Source organism: Pseudomonadota bacterium (assembly GCA_023229365.1).
Taxonomy (GTDB): Bacteria; Myxococcota_A; Polyangia; order JAAYKL01; family JAAYKL01; genus JALNZK01.
Genome location: JALNZK010000015.1, coordinates 24,653 through 39,305, shown reverse-complemented (window position 1 = coordinate 39,305; position 14,653 = coordinate 24,653). Strand labels below are relative to the sequence as shown.

The 14,653-nt window shown below is 71.0% G+C and carries 11 protein-coding genes; 8 read left to right on the top strand and 3 right to left on the bottom strand.

Annotation, left to right across the window (positions count from 1 at the left end; genetic code table 11):
- Positions 1-7 precede the first annotated feature (7 nt).
- Positions 8-739, top strand: a complete 732-nt coding sequence (locus M0R80_10185; protein ID MCK9459995.1) for a rhomboid family intramembrane serine protease — start codon at positions 8-10, stop codon at positions 737-739.
- A 19-nt stretch (positions 740-758) separates the two neighbouring features.
- On the opposite strand, the gene M0R80_10180 is transcribed toward M0R80_10185, so the two are convergent.
- Positions 759-2,369 carry a VWA domain-containing protein gene (locus M0R80_10180; GenBank protein MCK9459994.1) on the bottom strand — a complete coding sequence of 537 codons (1,611 nt, stop codon included), beginning with the start codon at positions 2,367-2,369 and terminating at the stop codon, positions 759-761.
- Between the two features lie 209 nt (positions 2,370-2,578).
- Positions 2,579-4,015 carry a B12-binding domain-containing radical SAM protein gene (locus tag M0R80_10175; protein MCK9459993.1) on the bottom strand — a complete coding sequence of 479 codons (1,437 nt, stop codon included), beginning with the start codon at positions 4,013-4,015 and terminating at the stop codon, positions 2,579-2,581.
- Between the two features lie 120 nt (positions 4,016-4,135).
- Between M0R80_10175 and M0R80_10170 the strand changes: the two genes are divergently transcribed.
- The 4 genes from M0R80_10170 to M0R80_10155 all read left to right on the top strand — a co-directional run bounded on the left by M0R80_10170 (position 4,136) and on the right by M0R80_10155 (position 8,181).
- Positions 4,136-4,312, top strand: coding sequence for a 4Fe-4S binding protein (locus M0R80_10170; protein MCK9459992.1), 177 nt, complete (start codon positions 4,136-4,138; stop codon positions 4,310-4,312).
- Positions 4,313-4,424: 112 nt separating this feature from the next.
- On the top strand, positions 4,425-5,087 hold the full coding sequence (locus M0R80_10165; GenBank protein MCK9459991.1) for a hypothetical protein: 663 nt from the start codon (positions 4,425-4,427) through the stop codon (positions 5,085-5,087).
- Complete coding sequence (gene priA / locus M0R80_10160) at positions 5,084-7,333, top strand: primosomal protein N' (protein ID MCK9459990.1); 2,250 nt, start codon at positions 5,084-5,086, stop codon at positions 7,331-7,333. The genes M0R80_10165 and priA overlap by 4 nt, the downstream gene beginning before the upstream one ends.
- Positions 7,334-7,464: 131 nt before the next feature.
- Positions 7,465-8,181: a hypothetical protein gene (locus M0R80_10155; GenBank protein MCK9459989.1), complete on the top strand. Its 717-nt coding sequence runs from the start codon at positions 7,465-7,467 to the stop codon at positions 8,179-8,181.
- 22 nt (positions 8,182-8,203) lie between these two features.
- Here M0R80_10155 and M0R80_10150 read toward each other — a convergent pair whose 3' ends face one another.
- Positions 8,204-8,722, bottom strand: a complete 519-nt coding sequence (locus tag M0R80_10150) for an ORF6N domain-containing protein (protein MCK9459988.1) — start codon at positions 8,720-8,722, stop codon at positions 8,204-8,206.
- Between the two features lie 138 nt (positions 8,723-8,860).
- Here M0R80_10150 and M0R80_10145 point away from each other — a divergent pair, with 138 nt between their 5' ends.
- The 3 genes from M0R80_10145 to M0R80_10135 all read left to right on the top strand — a co-directional run bounded on the left by M0R80_10145 (position 8,861) and on the right by M0R80_10135 (position 14,578).
- Complete coding sequence (locus M0R80_10145) at positions 8,861-9,601, top strand: thrombospondin type 3 repeat-containing protein (protein ID MCK9459987.1); 741 nt, start codon at positions 8,861-8,863, stop codon at positions 9,599-9,601.
- A 159-nt stretch (positions 9,602-9,760) separates the two neighbouring features.
- The gene (gene metK, locus M0R80_10140) at positions 9,761-10,924 is read left to right on the top strand and encodes a methionine adenosyltransferase (GenBank protein MCK9459986.1); all 1,164 of its coding nucleotides are present in this window, start codon (positions 9,761-9,763) and stop codon (positions 10,922-10,924) included.
- Positions 10,925-10,996: 72 nt separating this feature from the next.
- Positions 10,997-14,578 (top strand): zinc-ribbon domain-containing protein, encoded by a 3,582-nt coding sequence (locus M0R80_10135; protein ID MCK9459985.1) that lies wholly within the window; start codon positions 10,997-10,999, stop codon positions 14,576-14,578.
- Positions 14,579-14,653: the final 75 nt, after the last annotated feature.

The following is a 14,653-nucleotide window of genomic DNA, read 5'->3' as shown; positions in this document are numbered from 1 at the left end:
CGACTCGATGCCCCGCGCTAGGCGAACCATCCTCTCCCCTTGGCCGTTCACGCGCGCCGTCAAGATCATCCTGATCGTCAACGCCGCCGTCTGGCTCACCACGGTGGTGGTCGGGCGCTGGGCGGGCATCACGGCGCCGTTCGAGCACCTCGCCCTCACGCCGTCGCGCGTCCTGCCCGGGCTGGAGCTGTGGCAGCCGTTCACGTACATGTGGCTGCACGCGCCGAACGAGGTGTCGCACATCCTGTTCAACTCGCTGTTCCTGTGGATGTTCGGCGGCACGCTGGAGCAGGGCTGGGGCGCGCGCGGGTTCGTCAACTTCTACCTCCTCTGCGGCGTGGGCGCGGGCCTCGTCGTGCTCGCGGCGGGCGCGCTCTTCTACCCGGACGCCGCGACGGTCGGCGCGTCGGGCGCGATCTACGGGCTCGTCGCCGCGTGGGTGATCACGGATCCGAACCGGATCGTCTGGGTGTTCGGCCTCTTCCCGATCAAGGGGAAGTGGTTCGCCCTGCTCCCGATCGGGTACGCGGCCCTGGACTTCCTCGTCGGCGGCACGGCCACGAGCCACGCCGCGCACCTCGGCGGCCTCGCGATAGGCGCGCTCCTCACGACGGGGCTGTGGCGCCCCTCGCGGCTCGCGAGCCGGATCCGGCTGTGGCGCATGCGCCGCCGCCTGAAGGTGCTCGAGGGCGACGGCTCGCAGAGGAAGCCCCCTCCGCCCGGCGGCTACTGGCACTGAGCACGAATCGCTCGGGGGGTTACTCGAACAGCGTGCGGTACTGGTCGAGGAGACCGGAGATCTCGACGAGGTCGGGGTCGCCGGCGAGGACCTCGGCCGCGGCCTCGACAGCCGCGATCGCCCCGTCGATGATCGCGAGGGCCTCGCTGTCGCTCGCGCCGTCCCGCACCGCCTTGAGCGCCTCGGCGTAGGCGACGACCGCGTCGCCCTTGAGCAGGAGCGCCGCGTCGGCGTCCAGCAGCTCGCCTATCGTGGTGGCGAACGTCGCCGTGAGCGGGCTCAAGGTGAACGGGTGGAAGTAGTCGGCTGTCACGGTGACCGGGGCGGTGTCGTCGTACGCGGTCGCGTCGCACGATCCGATCACCTGATGATAAATCATCGCGTCGTTCGGCGCGAGGTGCTGCGGCTCGACCTCCTCGGGCTCGGTCGAGTACTCCTCGCCGTGGAACTCGACCATGGCGAACGTCGGCGGCAGATCGAGCTCGACGCGCACGTCGCGGGCCGCGACCTCGACCAGGGACAGGAAGCGATCGCCGAACATCTTGTACGCCTCCTCCTCGCTGTCGACGAAGACGTAGGCGCCCTTGCCCGCGTCGGTGACGTCGTCCATCAGGTCGTCGTTGTAGTACGACGGATCGCCGACACCGACGCCCATCATGTAGATCCCCTCGCCCTCGGAGTCGTCCGCCGCCGCGGCGATCAGCTCGACGTCGGTGATGCCGGTGTTGGCGCCGCCGTCCGACATCAGGATCACGCGGTTGATCCGGTTCTGGCTGAAGTTCTCCTCGGCGAGCGCGTACGCCGTGACCAGGCCGGAGTGGAGGTCGGTCGAGCCGCCGGTCGAGAGGTCGTCGCACACGCCGAGCAGCACGGAGTCGTCCGGCCCGGTCACCTCGCGGGAGTCGAGCGGGATGCTCAGGCTGTCGCTCCACTCGACGATGGAGATGACGTCGCCGTCGCGGAGCGAGCCGGCGATGGCGCGGCAGGAGTCGCGGACGAGCTCGATCGACGTGCCCGCCATGGAGCCCGACGTGTCGAGCGACAGGGTGAGGCTCACCGGCCGCCGGTCGTCGTCCGGGACGTCCGGCGAGCGCACGCCGATCTGCAGGTTGTACGCCGCCTCGAGCCCCTCGAACGCGGTCTCGTTGGGCCGCATCTGGGCGGTGACCCGGACCGTGTCCGGCTCCGCCGCCTCGTAATCGAACGTGTAGTAGTTCAGGAACTCGTAGGTGCGGATCCGGCCGTCCACGAAGGCGCCGTGCTCGATGGCGTTCCGCGCGATCACCGGGCTCGACATGGAGTTGGAGTCGTCCGCGGAGAGGTACAGCACGACCGGCGTCTCGGTGTCGCACTCCTCCGCCGTGCCGCCGTCGGAGTCGCTGTCGGAGTCGCTGTCGACGTCGCCGTCACCGTCGCCGTCACCGTCGGTGTCGCCGTCGCTGTCCGTGTCGCCGTCGCCGTCCGAGTCCGCGTCGGTGTCGCCGTCCGAGTCCGCGTCGGTGTCGCCGTCCGAGTCGCCGTCGGGTGTGCCCTCCGACGTGTCGGAGCAGGCGGACAGCGCCGCGCCGAGCGCGAGCGCCAGCGCCGCTGCAACCACCGTCCATTTCGATATCATTTCACTCCTGATCATTGTGCCCCCTCCGTTTCGTGCGGCGCTGCGGCCGCTGGACGTTCGCGATGTGCCCGTGGTTAAGCACGCGCCGTGCCAGGCGCCGATGGGGCGGGGCGGGGGGCTGGAATTCCAGATTGTTCGCGAGTGATTTCGGCTTGTTGCCAGTACGTCGAGAGCGGTCCGCCAGGTTGCGGTCTGTGCCAAACCGGGCGGGGGAGTGGCACAACTCAGGGCGCGAGGTGCCCCTCGATCGCGGCCTTCCACGCCGCGAAGCCGCCGCCCCCGCGGTGCGCCGCCACGCCGATCCGCCCGGCGAGCTTCCCGGCGTGCGCGAGCTTCCAGTCGATCCAGGACCATCGCGGCGAGGTCGGGCTCAACCGGCACCGGCCGCGCGTCAGCCGCTTGATGAGATCGAGCCGCCGTCGCAGGTCGGGCAGCGGCGCCATCGCCGCGGACGCGAGCCCCGTCCCGGGCTTGGGCACGAACGCCTGGACGGCCGCGGTCACCTCGAGCCCCGGCGCGAGATCGCGAAGCAGCGCGGCGAGCTCCTCGACGTCGCCGTCCTCCTCGCCCGGGAGGCCGACCATCGCGTAGACCTTGAGCTGGCGGATCCCCGCCCGAGCGGCGATCGCGGCGGCGCGCAGGAGATCGTCGGCCGTCAGCCCCTTGTGGACCGCGCGGCGGAGCCGCTCGGACGCGCCGTCCGCGGCGAGGGTGAGCGTCCGCAGCCCGCCTTCGACGAGCGACCCGGCGAGCGCCGGCGTCAGCCGATCGGCGCGCACGCTGGACAGCGACACGCGCTTCCCGGACGCGACGGTCCGCGCGACGATCGCCTCGATCTCCGGGTGATCGGTCACGGCCGCGCCGACGAGCCCCACCCCGGGCGCGCCTGCGGGGATCGACTCGAGGACCCGGCCCGCCGGAACCGGCCTGAACCCCGTCCCGGAGAGGACGCAGAAGGCGCAGCCGCGGGCGCAGCCGCGGGCCGCCTCGACGAGGAACAGGTCCTTGAGCTCCGCGCGCGGCGACCACCCGGCCGCGAACGCCGGCAGGAGATCGACGGGCGCGATCGCGGGCGCGGGCGGCGCAGAGCCGCGAGACGGCACCCACACGCCGGGGATCCCCGCCGCCAGGCGATCGAGCAGATCCCCCTTGTCCCGCGCGCTCCCGACCGCGTCGCGAAGCGCCGGCAGCGCCTCCTCCGCGTCGCCGACGACGACGGCGTCCGCGATCTCGGCGAGCAGCCTCGGATCGAGCAGGGTGAGCGGGCCGCCCGCGAGCACCGCCGGATCTCCGTCGCCCCGCAGCGAAGCGAGCGGCTCGAGATCGGCCGCCTCCAGGAGCGCCGCGAGCCGCGCGAGCTCCGTCTCGCAGGCGATGGAGAACCCGACCGCCGCGGCCCCGCGCACCGGGAACCCGCCCTCGGCCGTGCGCAGCGTGCCTCCGGGCCGCAGCGCGGGGGAGTCGAAGAACCGCTCGCACGCGAGCTCGGGCGCGCCGTTCAGGAGCCGGTAGACGGTCTGGAAGCCCAGGGAGGACGCGGCGACGGAGTACGGCGCCGGGTAGCCGAGCGCGAGGATCCGCGGCGCGCTGCGGCGGATCGTGCCGATCTCCCCTTCGATCGCGGCGTGCTCGGGGAGCCATCTCTTCTCGGGTTCGACCACGGCCGGAATGTGCTCAAACAAACGATTGCCTGTCCATAGGTGACATGGTAGGCACGGGAAAACCTCAGGGCGGACGCGCCCACGACACGACGCGGACCGCAACAACAGGCGGAGGATGAGATGGCTATCCCGAAGATCACGAAGGAAGAGTGCACGGGTTGCGAGGAGTGCGTGGAGGGGTGCCCGGCCGAGGCGATCTCCATGAAGGACGAAGTCGCCTGCATCGACGAGGCCGAGTGCACGGAGTGCGGCGCCTGCATCGACACCTGCCCGGCCGGCGCGATCAAGGAGGGCTGACAAGCGGCGCGGTCCGCCGCGCTTCGACGCCCAGTTCGTCGCAGAGCCCGTCCCCGTGGGGTCGGGCTCTTTTTTTTCCCGTCGCCTCGATCGGAACGCTACACTCGCGCCCATGCCGAACGACGGGAACGGGCGCTTCCTTCCGCCCAGCGACGCGAGGCTCGCGGCCGCGGCGAGCGCCGGGATGTTCCCCAGATCCCCGCTCCTCGCGCCCGGCGCCGCGCTCGTCGCGTTCGGCGCGGTGCTCGGCCTGGGAGGCCAGGCGCTCGGCGCCGCCCTCGAAGGGCTCGTCCGCGACGGCCTCGAAGCCGCGGTCCTCACCCGGCCCGATCCCGCGACCGCGCTCGTCGACACGCTCCGCCGCGGCGCCGTCGTCGCGGCCCCGCTCGTCCTCGCGCCCGCCGTCGCCGCCCTGATCGCCGCCGTCGCCCCCGCGCTCTGGGCGCGCCGCCTCGGCCGCGGCACGACCTCGACACCGCTCCCCGAGCGCCCGCCGCGGACGCCGGAGCGCGCCGTCCTCTATCCGGCCGCCGCCGCGATCGCCGCGCTCGCCATGGCCTGGGGCCTCGCCGGGGTCGACGCCGCCGCGGGACGGATCGCCACGCCCGTCGCGACCGGGATCTTCGTCGCGGGGGTGGCGCTCCTCCTCGCCGGCCTCGCGGACCTCGCGGCGCAGCGCACCCGCCTCGTCGAGGCGCTCTCCTTGACGAGGAGCGAGGCCCGCCGCGAGCAGCGCACGCCGGAGACGACGCGGCACCTGCGGAGAGCCCCATGAGCCTGTGGCGGGTAGCGGTCCCGGTGCCGCTGCGCCGGTCGTTCGTCTACGAGATCCCCGCCGCGCTCGGCGTCCCGCTGCGCGGCGCGCGCGCGCTCGTCCCGTTCGGGCGCCGGCGCCTGACAGGGTACCTGCTCGGCGCCGCCGAGGCGGGCGAAGCGGACGGCCTCGCGGTGCGCCCGGCCCTCGCGCTGCTCGACGAGACTCCGGCGCTCCCGGAGGATCTCGTCGATCTGCTCACCGCCGCGGCCGACTACTACCTGCACCCGCTCGGCGAGGTGCTCCGCGCCGCCCTGCCGCCGGGCATCGATCCGAAAAGCGCGCGAGACGATTTCAAGGCGCGGATCGGGCGCCCTCAGGAAACCGTCGCCACCGCGCTCCCGGGCGCCGCGGAGCGGGTCGCCGAGATCGCGAGGCGCGCCCCGAAGCGGGCCGCCGTGCTCGAACGGATCGCCGCTCACGGCACTGTGCGCGCCGCCGATCTGCGCGGGGTGGCGGACGGCCTCACGGCGCACCTCAAGCGCCTCGCCGCGGACGGCCTGGTGGCGCTCTCCGCGCGGGACCGGCCGCCCGACCCGTTCGTCGGCGCCGCTGTCGAGCGGGACCTGCCTCCGGTGCTGACGGGCGATCAGGCGAAGGCGGTCGCGGCGATCTCGCTGCGCCTCGAGGAGCGGCGGTACGGCGGCTTCCTCCTGCAGGGCGTGACCGGCTCCGGGAAGACCGAGGTGTACCTCCGCGTGATCGAGCGGGCCCTCGATCGCGGGCTCGGGGCGCTCGTGCTCGTGCCGGAGATCACGCTCACGCCGCAGCTCGTGCGGCGGTACCGGGCGCGCTTCGGGGAGGGGCTCGCGGTGTGGCACTCGGGGCTCACCGATCGCGAAAGGTTCGACCAGTGGCGGCTCCTCCGATCCGGCGAGGTCCGCGTCGCCATCGGCGTGCGGTCGGCGGTGTTCGCGCCGGTGCACGATCTCGCCGTGATCGTGGTCGACGAGGAGCACGACGGCTCGTTCAAGCAGGAGCGTGGCTTCCCGTACCACGCCCGCGACCTCGCGCTGCTCCGGGCCGCGCGCGCGAACGCGGTGGCGATCCTCGGCTCCGCGACGCCGTCGCTCGAGGCGCACGACAACGCCCGGAGCGGCAAGCTGACGCGGCTCGTGCTCGCGCACCGCGCCACCTCGCTGCCTCTGCCGCGCGTCGAGGTCGTGGATCTCCGGTACCACCGCGCCGGGCCGGGCGGACAGCGCGTCGTGAGCGGGCCGCTGCACGCGGCGCTGCACGAGACGCTCGCGCGCGGCGAGCAGGCGATCCTGTTCCTGAACCGGCGGGGGTTCGCGCCGAGCCTGACGTGCGCCGCGTGCGGGCAGGTCAGGCGCTGCGACGACTGCGCGGTGTCGCTGACGCTGCACAAGCGGCCGGCGGGGCTCGTGTGCCACTACTGCGGCGCGCGGCACCCGCCGCCGGACAGGTGCCCGGCGTGCGGCGGGGCCGAGCTGAAGCCTGTCGGCGTCGGCACCGAGAAGGCGGAGGAGATCCTGCACGCCCTCTTCCCCGACGCGCGCGTCGCCCGCCTCGATCGCGACGTGGCGTCCGGCCGCGGCGCCGAGGAGGTGCTCGACAAGCTGCGCACCGGCGAGATCGACGTGCTCGTCGGCACGCAGATGGTGACCAAGGGGCACGACTTCCCGCGCGTGACGCTCGTCGGCGTGCTGCTCGCCGACGTCGGGCTGCACATGCCCGACTTCCGCGCCGCGGAGCGGACCTTCCAGCTGCTCACGCAGGTCGCGGGCCGCGCGGGCCGATCCGAACTCGGCGGGCGCGCGCTGATCCAGACGTACAGCCCGGACCATCCGGCGATCGTCGCGGCGCGAACGCACGACTTCGAGGGGTTCGCCGCCCTGGAGCTGAAGAGCCGCGCCGAGCTCGGCTACCCGCCCTTCGGCCGCCTGCTCGCGCTGCGCCTGAGCGGTCCGGACGGCGGGCGCGTCGAGTCGGCGGCGCGCGAGCTGTGCCGGGCGCTCGGGGACGCGCGGCGGCGTTCGGGGACCCGCGGCGCGGCGATCGACATCCTCGGGCCGGCGCCCGCGCCGATCGCCATGGTGCAGGGCCGGCACCGCTGGCGCGTCCTCCTGCGCGGCAAGCGGCGCGACGAGCTGCGCCGCCTCGTCCTCGGCGCGAGCGATGTCGTCGAGTCCCCGCCGAACGGTGTCCGCATCCGGATCGACGTCGACCCGGTGAGCATGTTGTGAAAGCCGATCTTCCCTTGTGCCGCGCACGAGAACTCTATCCGGCGTAAACTCGGAGAGGACATTCACTATCCGGGAGGGATGAAGAGTTGTTGAACCGCGTGCTCCACCCGATCTTTGCGACAGGCGTCGCCTTGCTCATTGGCGGATGCGGGGACGAGGCCGCTCATCAGACGCCCGACGGCGGCGATTCCGACACAGATACCGATACCGACACGGACAGCGATGCCGATTCCGAAACCGATTTCGATTTCGATACGGACGGCGACGGGTTGTCGGATGATTTCGAAGAGGAGATCGGCACAGATCCTTTCGACCCGGACTCCGACGACGACGGGTTCTCCGACTTCCTCGAATGGTTCGCTGGGACCGATCCCGACGATCCGGAATCGAACCCCGTGGCAGAAGGCGATTTCTTTTTCTACTACGATGGTTACGAAGAGCCGCCCGTGCCGGAGTCGGCGGTCCTCGTCTACACGACCGAAGGGGCCGTTGCGGAGTTGGCCGTGTCGGGGCGCGACGACGAGATCGACGGAGAGGACGCCACGGCGCTGATCGAACGCGTCTCGCCGAATATCGAGGGCGGTGTCGCGGATCCGACGAACCCCGAGCTGGTCTGCGCGGGCGGCCTCGCCACCGTGGACGACGATTCCGATTCCATTCCGGATCGGTTCGTCGACGTGCCCGCGGGCACCACGGTTTGCTTCGATGTCATCCCCACCATGAACGAATCGATTCCGGAGTACGGCATCCCGACCATCTGGAAGGCGTTCATCGACGTCGGCGGCGACGCCGCGCTCGACACTCGCTCGGTCTACTTCCTGCTGCCCCCGTCGATGTTCTTGAAATAACGGTTGGAGCGTTCGCTCGCGCTCACCCTTCCCCGAAGCCGATGCGCTTCTTCTGCTTCACGAGCGGCGCCATCAGCTCGCGGATGGCGTCGAAGACGACCCGAAACTGCGCGTCGTATCTCTTCTCGAGCTCCTCGAGCTTGCGGGCGAGCCCGGCGTCGGCTTGGAGCATCCGCCGCAGGCGCACGAAGGTGCGCATGATCTCCACGTTGACCCGGACCGCGCGCGGGCTTCGCAGCACGCTGGAGAGCATCGCGACACCCTGTTCGGTGAAGGCGTACGGGAGGGCCCGCCGTCCCCCGTGTCCCCCGGAACTTGATATCACAGACTGTGATCTCAAGAAGCCAAGCTCCTGAATTGTAAGCTGAAACACGAAGTCCGCCGGGAACCGTTCCGGGTTGCGCTGCGCCGCCTGCACGATCTCGCGCGTGCCCACCCCGTACATCGCGGCGAGCTCCGCGTCGAGAATGACCCGCTGCCCCCGCAGGACGATGATCGCGCGCTCGACGCGCTCCATCGGAACGAGGCTTTCTTCCGGCATCGACCCACCTCCTCTCCGTCCCTGTATCGGCCGTTCGCGCCGAAAGTTGCGGAAAATCGATCCGGGCTCGCTTTCGCTGATGCCGTCGTCACGCTAAGCTCCCTTCGGACGACGCGGACTCCCTGACGAGAGGTGGCGATGTTGAAAGAGATCGTTCTTGCGGCGGCGCTCTCGGGCGCGCTCGCCCTCGGCGGGTGCGCGGACGACGGGACCGACCCGGGAAGCGCCGACGGCGACACGGACTCCGACTCCGACTCGGACGCCGACACGGAGACGAGCACCGATCCCGCCGACGACAACGACGGCGACGGGCTCACCAACGGGCAGGAGGAGGAGCTCGGCACCGACCCCAACCTCATCGACACGGACGGCGACGGCTACTCCGACTTCGCCGAGTGGGCCACCGGAACCGACCCCAACGACTCGGGCTCCACCCCGTTCGGAGAAGGGTACTTCATCTTCATCTCGCCCTACTCCTGGGAGCCGTCGCCGCAGCAGGCGGTCCTCGTGCTCACCTCGGGCGACGCGACGACCGACCTGTCGACCCTGCTGACCGACGACGGGACCGACGGCGAGGACGCCACGGCGCTCATGGAGCGCGTCACGCCGAACACCGTCGGCGGCGTCGAGGATCCCCTGAACCCGGGCGCCTTCTGCGCGGGCGGGCTCGCCACCGCGGACGACGACGACGACCTCGTGCCGGATCGATTCGTCGACGTGCCGCCGGGCACGACGGTCTGCTTCGACATCTTCCCGGCCAGGAACGAGACGATCCCGCCGACCGGCGCCATGGCCGCGTACGGGGCGTTCCTCGACGTCGTCGGCGACGGCGACGCGGTGCTCGACACCCGTTCGGTCTTCTTCTTCGTCCCTGACTAGGCGGAGGGAAGCAGGGACACAAGGGGTCGCCTGCGCCGCCATCCCCCCTGAGATGTTGACAATCCGCTTTTCCGGCTTTAGCTGTAACAACTCATCAAAACGCCCGGCGCGGGAGAAACGCGCTTCATCCGGCCGGGCCACAATTCAAGGAGCGACAGAATGAGCGAGTTCCTCTTCACTTCCGAGTCCGTGTCCGAGGGCCACCCGGACAAGGTGTGCGATCAGATATCCGACGCGATCCTCGACGCGTGCCTCAAGGACGACTTGAGGTCGCGCGTGGCGTGCGAGACGATGGTGAAGACGGGCATGGCCGTCATCGCCGGCGAGATCACGACGCGGACGTACGTCGACATGCCGACCATCGTCCGCGATACGATCCGCGAGATCGGCTACAACGACTCGTCGATGGGTTTCGACGCCAACACCTGCGCGGTGCTCACGGCGATCGAGAAGCAATCGCCCGACATCTCCCAGGGAGTCACCAAGGGCAAGGGCCTCTTCAAGGACCAGGGCGCCGGAGACCAGGGGATGATGTTCGGCTACGCGTGCACCGACACCAAGGAGCTGATGCCGCTGCCGATCTCCCTCGCGCACAGGCTGATGAAGAACCTCGCCAAGCTGCGCAAGGAGGGCGCCGTCGACTTCCTCCGCCCGGACTCGAAGAGCCAGGTGACCGTGCGCTACCGCGACGGCCTGCCCGCGGCCGTCGAGACCGTGGTCGTGTCCACGCAGCACACGGAGTCGGTCTCCCACAAGACGCTGACCGACTGGGTGCGGGAGAACGTCATCCTGCCGACCATCCCGGCGAAGCTCGTCCCGAAGGATCTCAAGATCTTCGTGAACCCGACCGGGCGCTTCGTGAACGGCGGCCCGTACGCGGACGCGGGCGTGACCGGCCGGAAGATCATCGTCGACACGTACGGCGGCATGGGCGCCCACGGCGGCGGCGCGTTCTCCGGCAAGGATCCGAGCAAGGTGGACAGGTCGGCCGCGTACTACGCCCGCTACGCCGCGAAGAACATCGTGGCGGCAGGGCTCGCGACGCGCTGCCAGGTCCAGCTCGCCTACGCGATCGGCGTGGCGCAGCCGGTCTCCGTGCTCGTGCAGACGTTCGGCACCGGCGCGGTGCCGGAGGACAGGATCGGGAAGTACTTGCAGAAGCACTTCGACATGCGGCCGGCGGCGATCATCGAGCAGCTCGATCTGCTCCGCCCGATCTACAAGCAGACCGCGGCGTACGGCCACTTCGGGCGGACGGGCAAGACCTTCACCTGGGAGCGCACCGATCGCGCCGCCGAGCTCGCCGCCGCCCTGTTGAAGTAGCCCCCCTCCCGCTTTCAGCCCGGTCATCGTTGTGCTAGCTTTCTACAACACCCGCTCGAGCGGCGGATCGCGGTGGAGACAGGTGCGACGATGAACGTGAGCTGCCCGCAGTGCAACCACGCCTACAAACTGGACGAATCCCGCATCCCGGAGAACGGGCAACGCATGCGCTGCCCCAAGTGCACGTGCACGTTCCGCGTCTACCGGGACGGGCGCGTCGCGGAGGCGACCTCCCTGGCGCCCAGCGGCGCGACGGCGACCATGCCAGCGCGGCCCTCGGTCGCGCCGAAACGTCCGCAGCGCGGCCCGCGGCCCTCGGGGCTTTCTGATGCGCCGACCGCGGCGGCGAGGGAGCTCGACCCCGACCTGCCGGCGCCCAAGTCGTCCAGCCTGTTCGATCTCGACATGGATCTGCCGGCGCTCAAGACCGAGCGGCCCGATCCGTTCGGCGACATCGACCTCCCGACCCCGGTGACCGGCGCCGACCTGCCGGCTCCGAAGAGGGCGCCGGCGGCGCCGTTCGGGGCGGACATCCCGGCGCCCGATCGGCTGGATCCGTTCGGCGATCTCCCGACCCCGTCCAAGCGGGCCGCGGGCCAACCCGCGACCCAGAAGTACGAGGATCCGTTCGCCGACATCGATCTCCCGGCGCCGGTGACCGGCGTCGACCTGCCGACCCCGAAGCGCGACGATCCGTTCGGCGAGATCGATCTCCCCACGCCGGCGACCGGCGTCGACCTGCCGACCCCGAAGCGCGCCGATCCGTTCGGCGAGATCGATCTCCCCACGCCGGCGACCGGCGTCGACCTGCCGACCCCGAAGTACGACGATCCGTTCGGCGATATCGATCTGCCCACACCGTCAGGCATCGACCTGCCCACGCCATCCTGCGCCAACCTGCCGACGCCCGCCGGCGCCCCGGACGGCCTCGCGCCCAAGGCTCTCGGCGCGGCTCCGCCTCCGCCCCCGGCTTCGCGCGAGCGCGTGCAGAGCCCCGGGTCGACCGACTTCGGAGAGATCGACCTGGGCGGCGAACCGGAGAAGAGGAGCGGCTCCTCGGACGAGTTCGACGAGTTCCCCACGGCGGAGGACAAGGACGAGCGCCGATCGGGTTTGGCGCTCGATCGCGGCGGGCTCGACCTCGCCGACAGCCCGCCCGTGTCCTCGGGGACGATCATCGACAACGCCCCGCCCGATGCGAAGGACAGGAAGGGGGCCAAGTTCGAAGGAAGGCGCCGTCTGGAACGGCAGAGCCGCCGCGTGAAGGTGACGCTGCTCACCCTGCTCGTCCTGTTCGTCGTGGGCGGCGCCGCGCTCAGCTTCACCGACTTCGGGCCGTTCGGCGTGAACCTGATAGCCGAGCTCCTCCCGGACGCCGCGGAGGACAAGGTCGTCGGTCAGACCAGGGCGAAAATCGAGAAGCGGCTTCAGGCCGACACGTACGCGGCGCTCGAAGACGCGATCCGAGAGCTCGAGTCCGCCCGCCGGGAGTACCCGGAGAACGAGGACCTCACGCTGCTCGGCGTCTTCCTGCACAACTGGCACGAGGCGCATTTCAGGAGCGGCATCGCGCACATGCAGAAGGCGACCCGGCTCCTCGGTGGCATCGATCTGGACAAGTCCGAGTCGCCCTACGCGGCGCTGGCCAAGTCGAGCAGCGACGTCGTCGCCCTGCGCGGGGAGGCCGCGGCCAAGGAGCTCGCGAAGCTGCCCAACCCCTCGCCGGACGAGCTCGCCCTGCAAGTCGAGGCGCTCCTCACGACCGGGGATCACGCGAAGGCGCTCGCGCAGGCGAAGAAGCTCTCCGCCCGAGAGAAGTCGGCGCGCGCCGACTTCCTGGTCGCGAGGGCGCTCGACGACGGCCCGGGAAGCGCGGACGCGCTCGCGGCGCTCGAGGCGCTCGTCGCGAAGCACCCGAAGCACGCGGGCGGACGGCTCGCCCTCGCCGCGCTGCTGCTCGACAGGGAGCGGCGCAGCTCCACGCGCGTCGAGGCGCTGCTCGAGCCCGTGGTGGAAACCGTCGAGTCCGGCCCGCGGGAGAAGGCGCGGGCGCACGCGCTGAAAGGCCGGGCCTACCTCAGGAACCGCCAGTTCCAGAAGGCGGTCGACGAGTTCCAAGCCGCGACGGCGCTCAACCCCGACGATATCGATCTCCTCGTGGGGAAGGGTTTCCTCGCTCTGAGCCAGGACGACGTGCCCGGCGCGGTGACGCTGTTCGTCAAGGCGCGCGGCGAGGACTCGGCCAGCGTTGACGCGAAGCTCGGGCACGCCGACACGATGTACCGGCAGGATCTGCTCGGCGACGCGAAGTCGCTTGTCGCCGACCTGCTGCCCGGGAACCCCGGCAACGCCTACGCGCACTACTTGATGGGACGCATCGACCTGGCGCTCAAGAGCTTCGAGGAGGCCGAGAAGGAGCTCAACGCCGCGTTGGGCGCCGACGACGAGCTCGTCGAGGCGTACGTCGCGCTGTCGGATCTCTACACGAAGACCGGCCGCGATACGGAGGCGATGGCGATCCTGGACAAGGCCGGGGAGAAGGCGCCGGGCTCGGCGCTCATCAAGCTCACGCTCGCGGACGCCTACGCGACCCGCGGCGACTACGCCACGGCGATCGTGGCGCTCAACGACGCGCTCGACGTCGAGCCCGACGACGCGCGCACCCACTTCCGCATGGCCCAGATGTACAGAAGGCTCGGCAGCTCCTCGGACGCCGAAGCTGCGCTCGGCGAGGTGATCTCCAGGAGCCCGAGCTACCCCGGCCTCGCCCTCGAGCAGGGTCTCCTGCTCGAGTCGACGGGCCGGCTCGCGGAGGCGCTCGCCGCGTACGAGCGCGCCCTCGCAGCCACGCCCGACGATCCCGCGGCGAAGCTTCGCGTCGGCGCGGCGTCGATCATGCTGCGGGACTACGCGAAGGCGGAGCCGCTGCTGGCCGAGGCGGTCGCCGCGATGCCGAAGTCGGCAGACGCGAACTACCACATGGGCGAGCTCCTGCGGCAGACCGAGCGCGCTGCCGACTCGATCCCGTACTTCCGCGCGGCTATCGAGCTGGACGAGAAGAACGCCATGAACCACCTGCGCCTCGGGATGGCGCTCATGGCGATGCACGACTCGTCTCGTGCCGCCCTCTCGGTCGACCGGGCGCGGGCGCTCGACCCCGAGCTGGCCGAGGCGCCCTTGCGGGCCGGCGAGATCAAGCTCCGGGCCGGGAGCGCGCGCGACGCTATCGCGCTGTTCGAGGAGGCGCTCGCCAAGGATCCCAAGCTGTCCGAGGCGTACGGGCTGATCGGCACAGCGTGCGAGGAGCTCGCCGACTTCGGCGCCGCGCTGCGCTACTACAAGCGAGCGGTGCAGGAGCTTCCGGACGACGCCGAGCTCAACTTCAAGCTCGGCATCACCTTGCTCCAGACGGTCGGCCACCAGACCGCGCTCGCGCCGCTCTCCAAGGCCGTGGCGCTCGCGGACAAGCCCGGCGACGCGACGCCGGCCTGGCTGCCAGAGGCGTACTACCGGCTCGGCGTGCTGCAACAGGTCTCGAAGCAGCCCCAGGCGGCGCTCGCGTCTTTCAGGCGCTACCTCGAGATCGCCCCGGAGAAGGCGATCGACCGCCCGGAGGTCGAGTCCCGCCTCGAGCAGCTGGTCAACGCGCCCTGAGCCCGCCGCCCCCCCTTCCGGCCCATCTCCTGAACCTGATGACCGCGGTCGTGGAACTGGATAAGATGACCCGTT

What these genes read in the sequence shown, in the direction of transcription:
- M0R80_10185 (MCK9459995.1), top strand. Translation starts at nt 8, where the DNA reads ATGCCCCGCGCTAGGCGAACCATCCTCTCCCCTTGGCCGTTCACGCGC.
- M0R80_10180 (MCK9459994.1), bottom strand. Translation starts at nt 2,369, where the DNA reads ATGATCAGGAGTGAAATGATATCGAAATGGACGGTGGTTGCAGCGGCG.
- M0R80_10170 (MCK9459992.1), top strand. Translation starts at nt 4,136, where the DNA reads ATGGCTATCCCGAAGATCACGAAGGAAGAGTGCACGGGTTGCGAGGAG.
- M0R80_10165 (MCK9459991.1), top strand. Translation starts at nt 4,425, where the DNA reads ATGCCGAACGACGGGAACGGGCGCTTCCTTCCGCCCAGCGACGCGAGG.
- priA (MCK9459990.1), top strand. Translation starts at nt 5,084, where the DNA reads ATGAGCCTGTGGCGGGTAGCGGTCCCGGTGCCGCTGCGCCGGTCGTTC.
- M0R80_10150 (MCK9459988.1), bottom strand. Translation starts at nt 8,722, where the DNA reads ATGCCGGAAGAAAGCCTCGTTCCGATGGAGCGCGTCGAGCGCGCGATC.
- M0R80_10145 (MCK9459987.1), top strand. Translation starts at nt 8,861, where the DNA reads ATGTTGAAAGAGATCGTTCTTGCGGCGGCGCTCTCGGGCGCGCTCGCC.
- metK (MCK9459986.1), top strand. Translation starts at nt 9,761, where the DNA reads ATGAGCGAGTTCCTCTTCACTTCCGAGTCCGTGTCCGAGGGCCACCCG.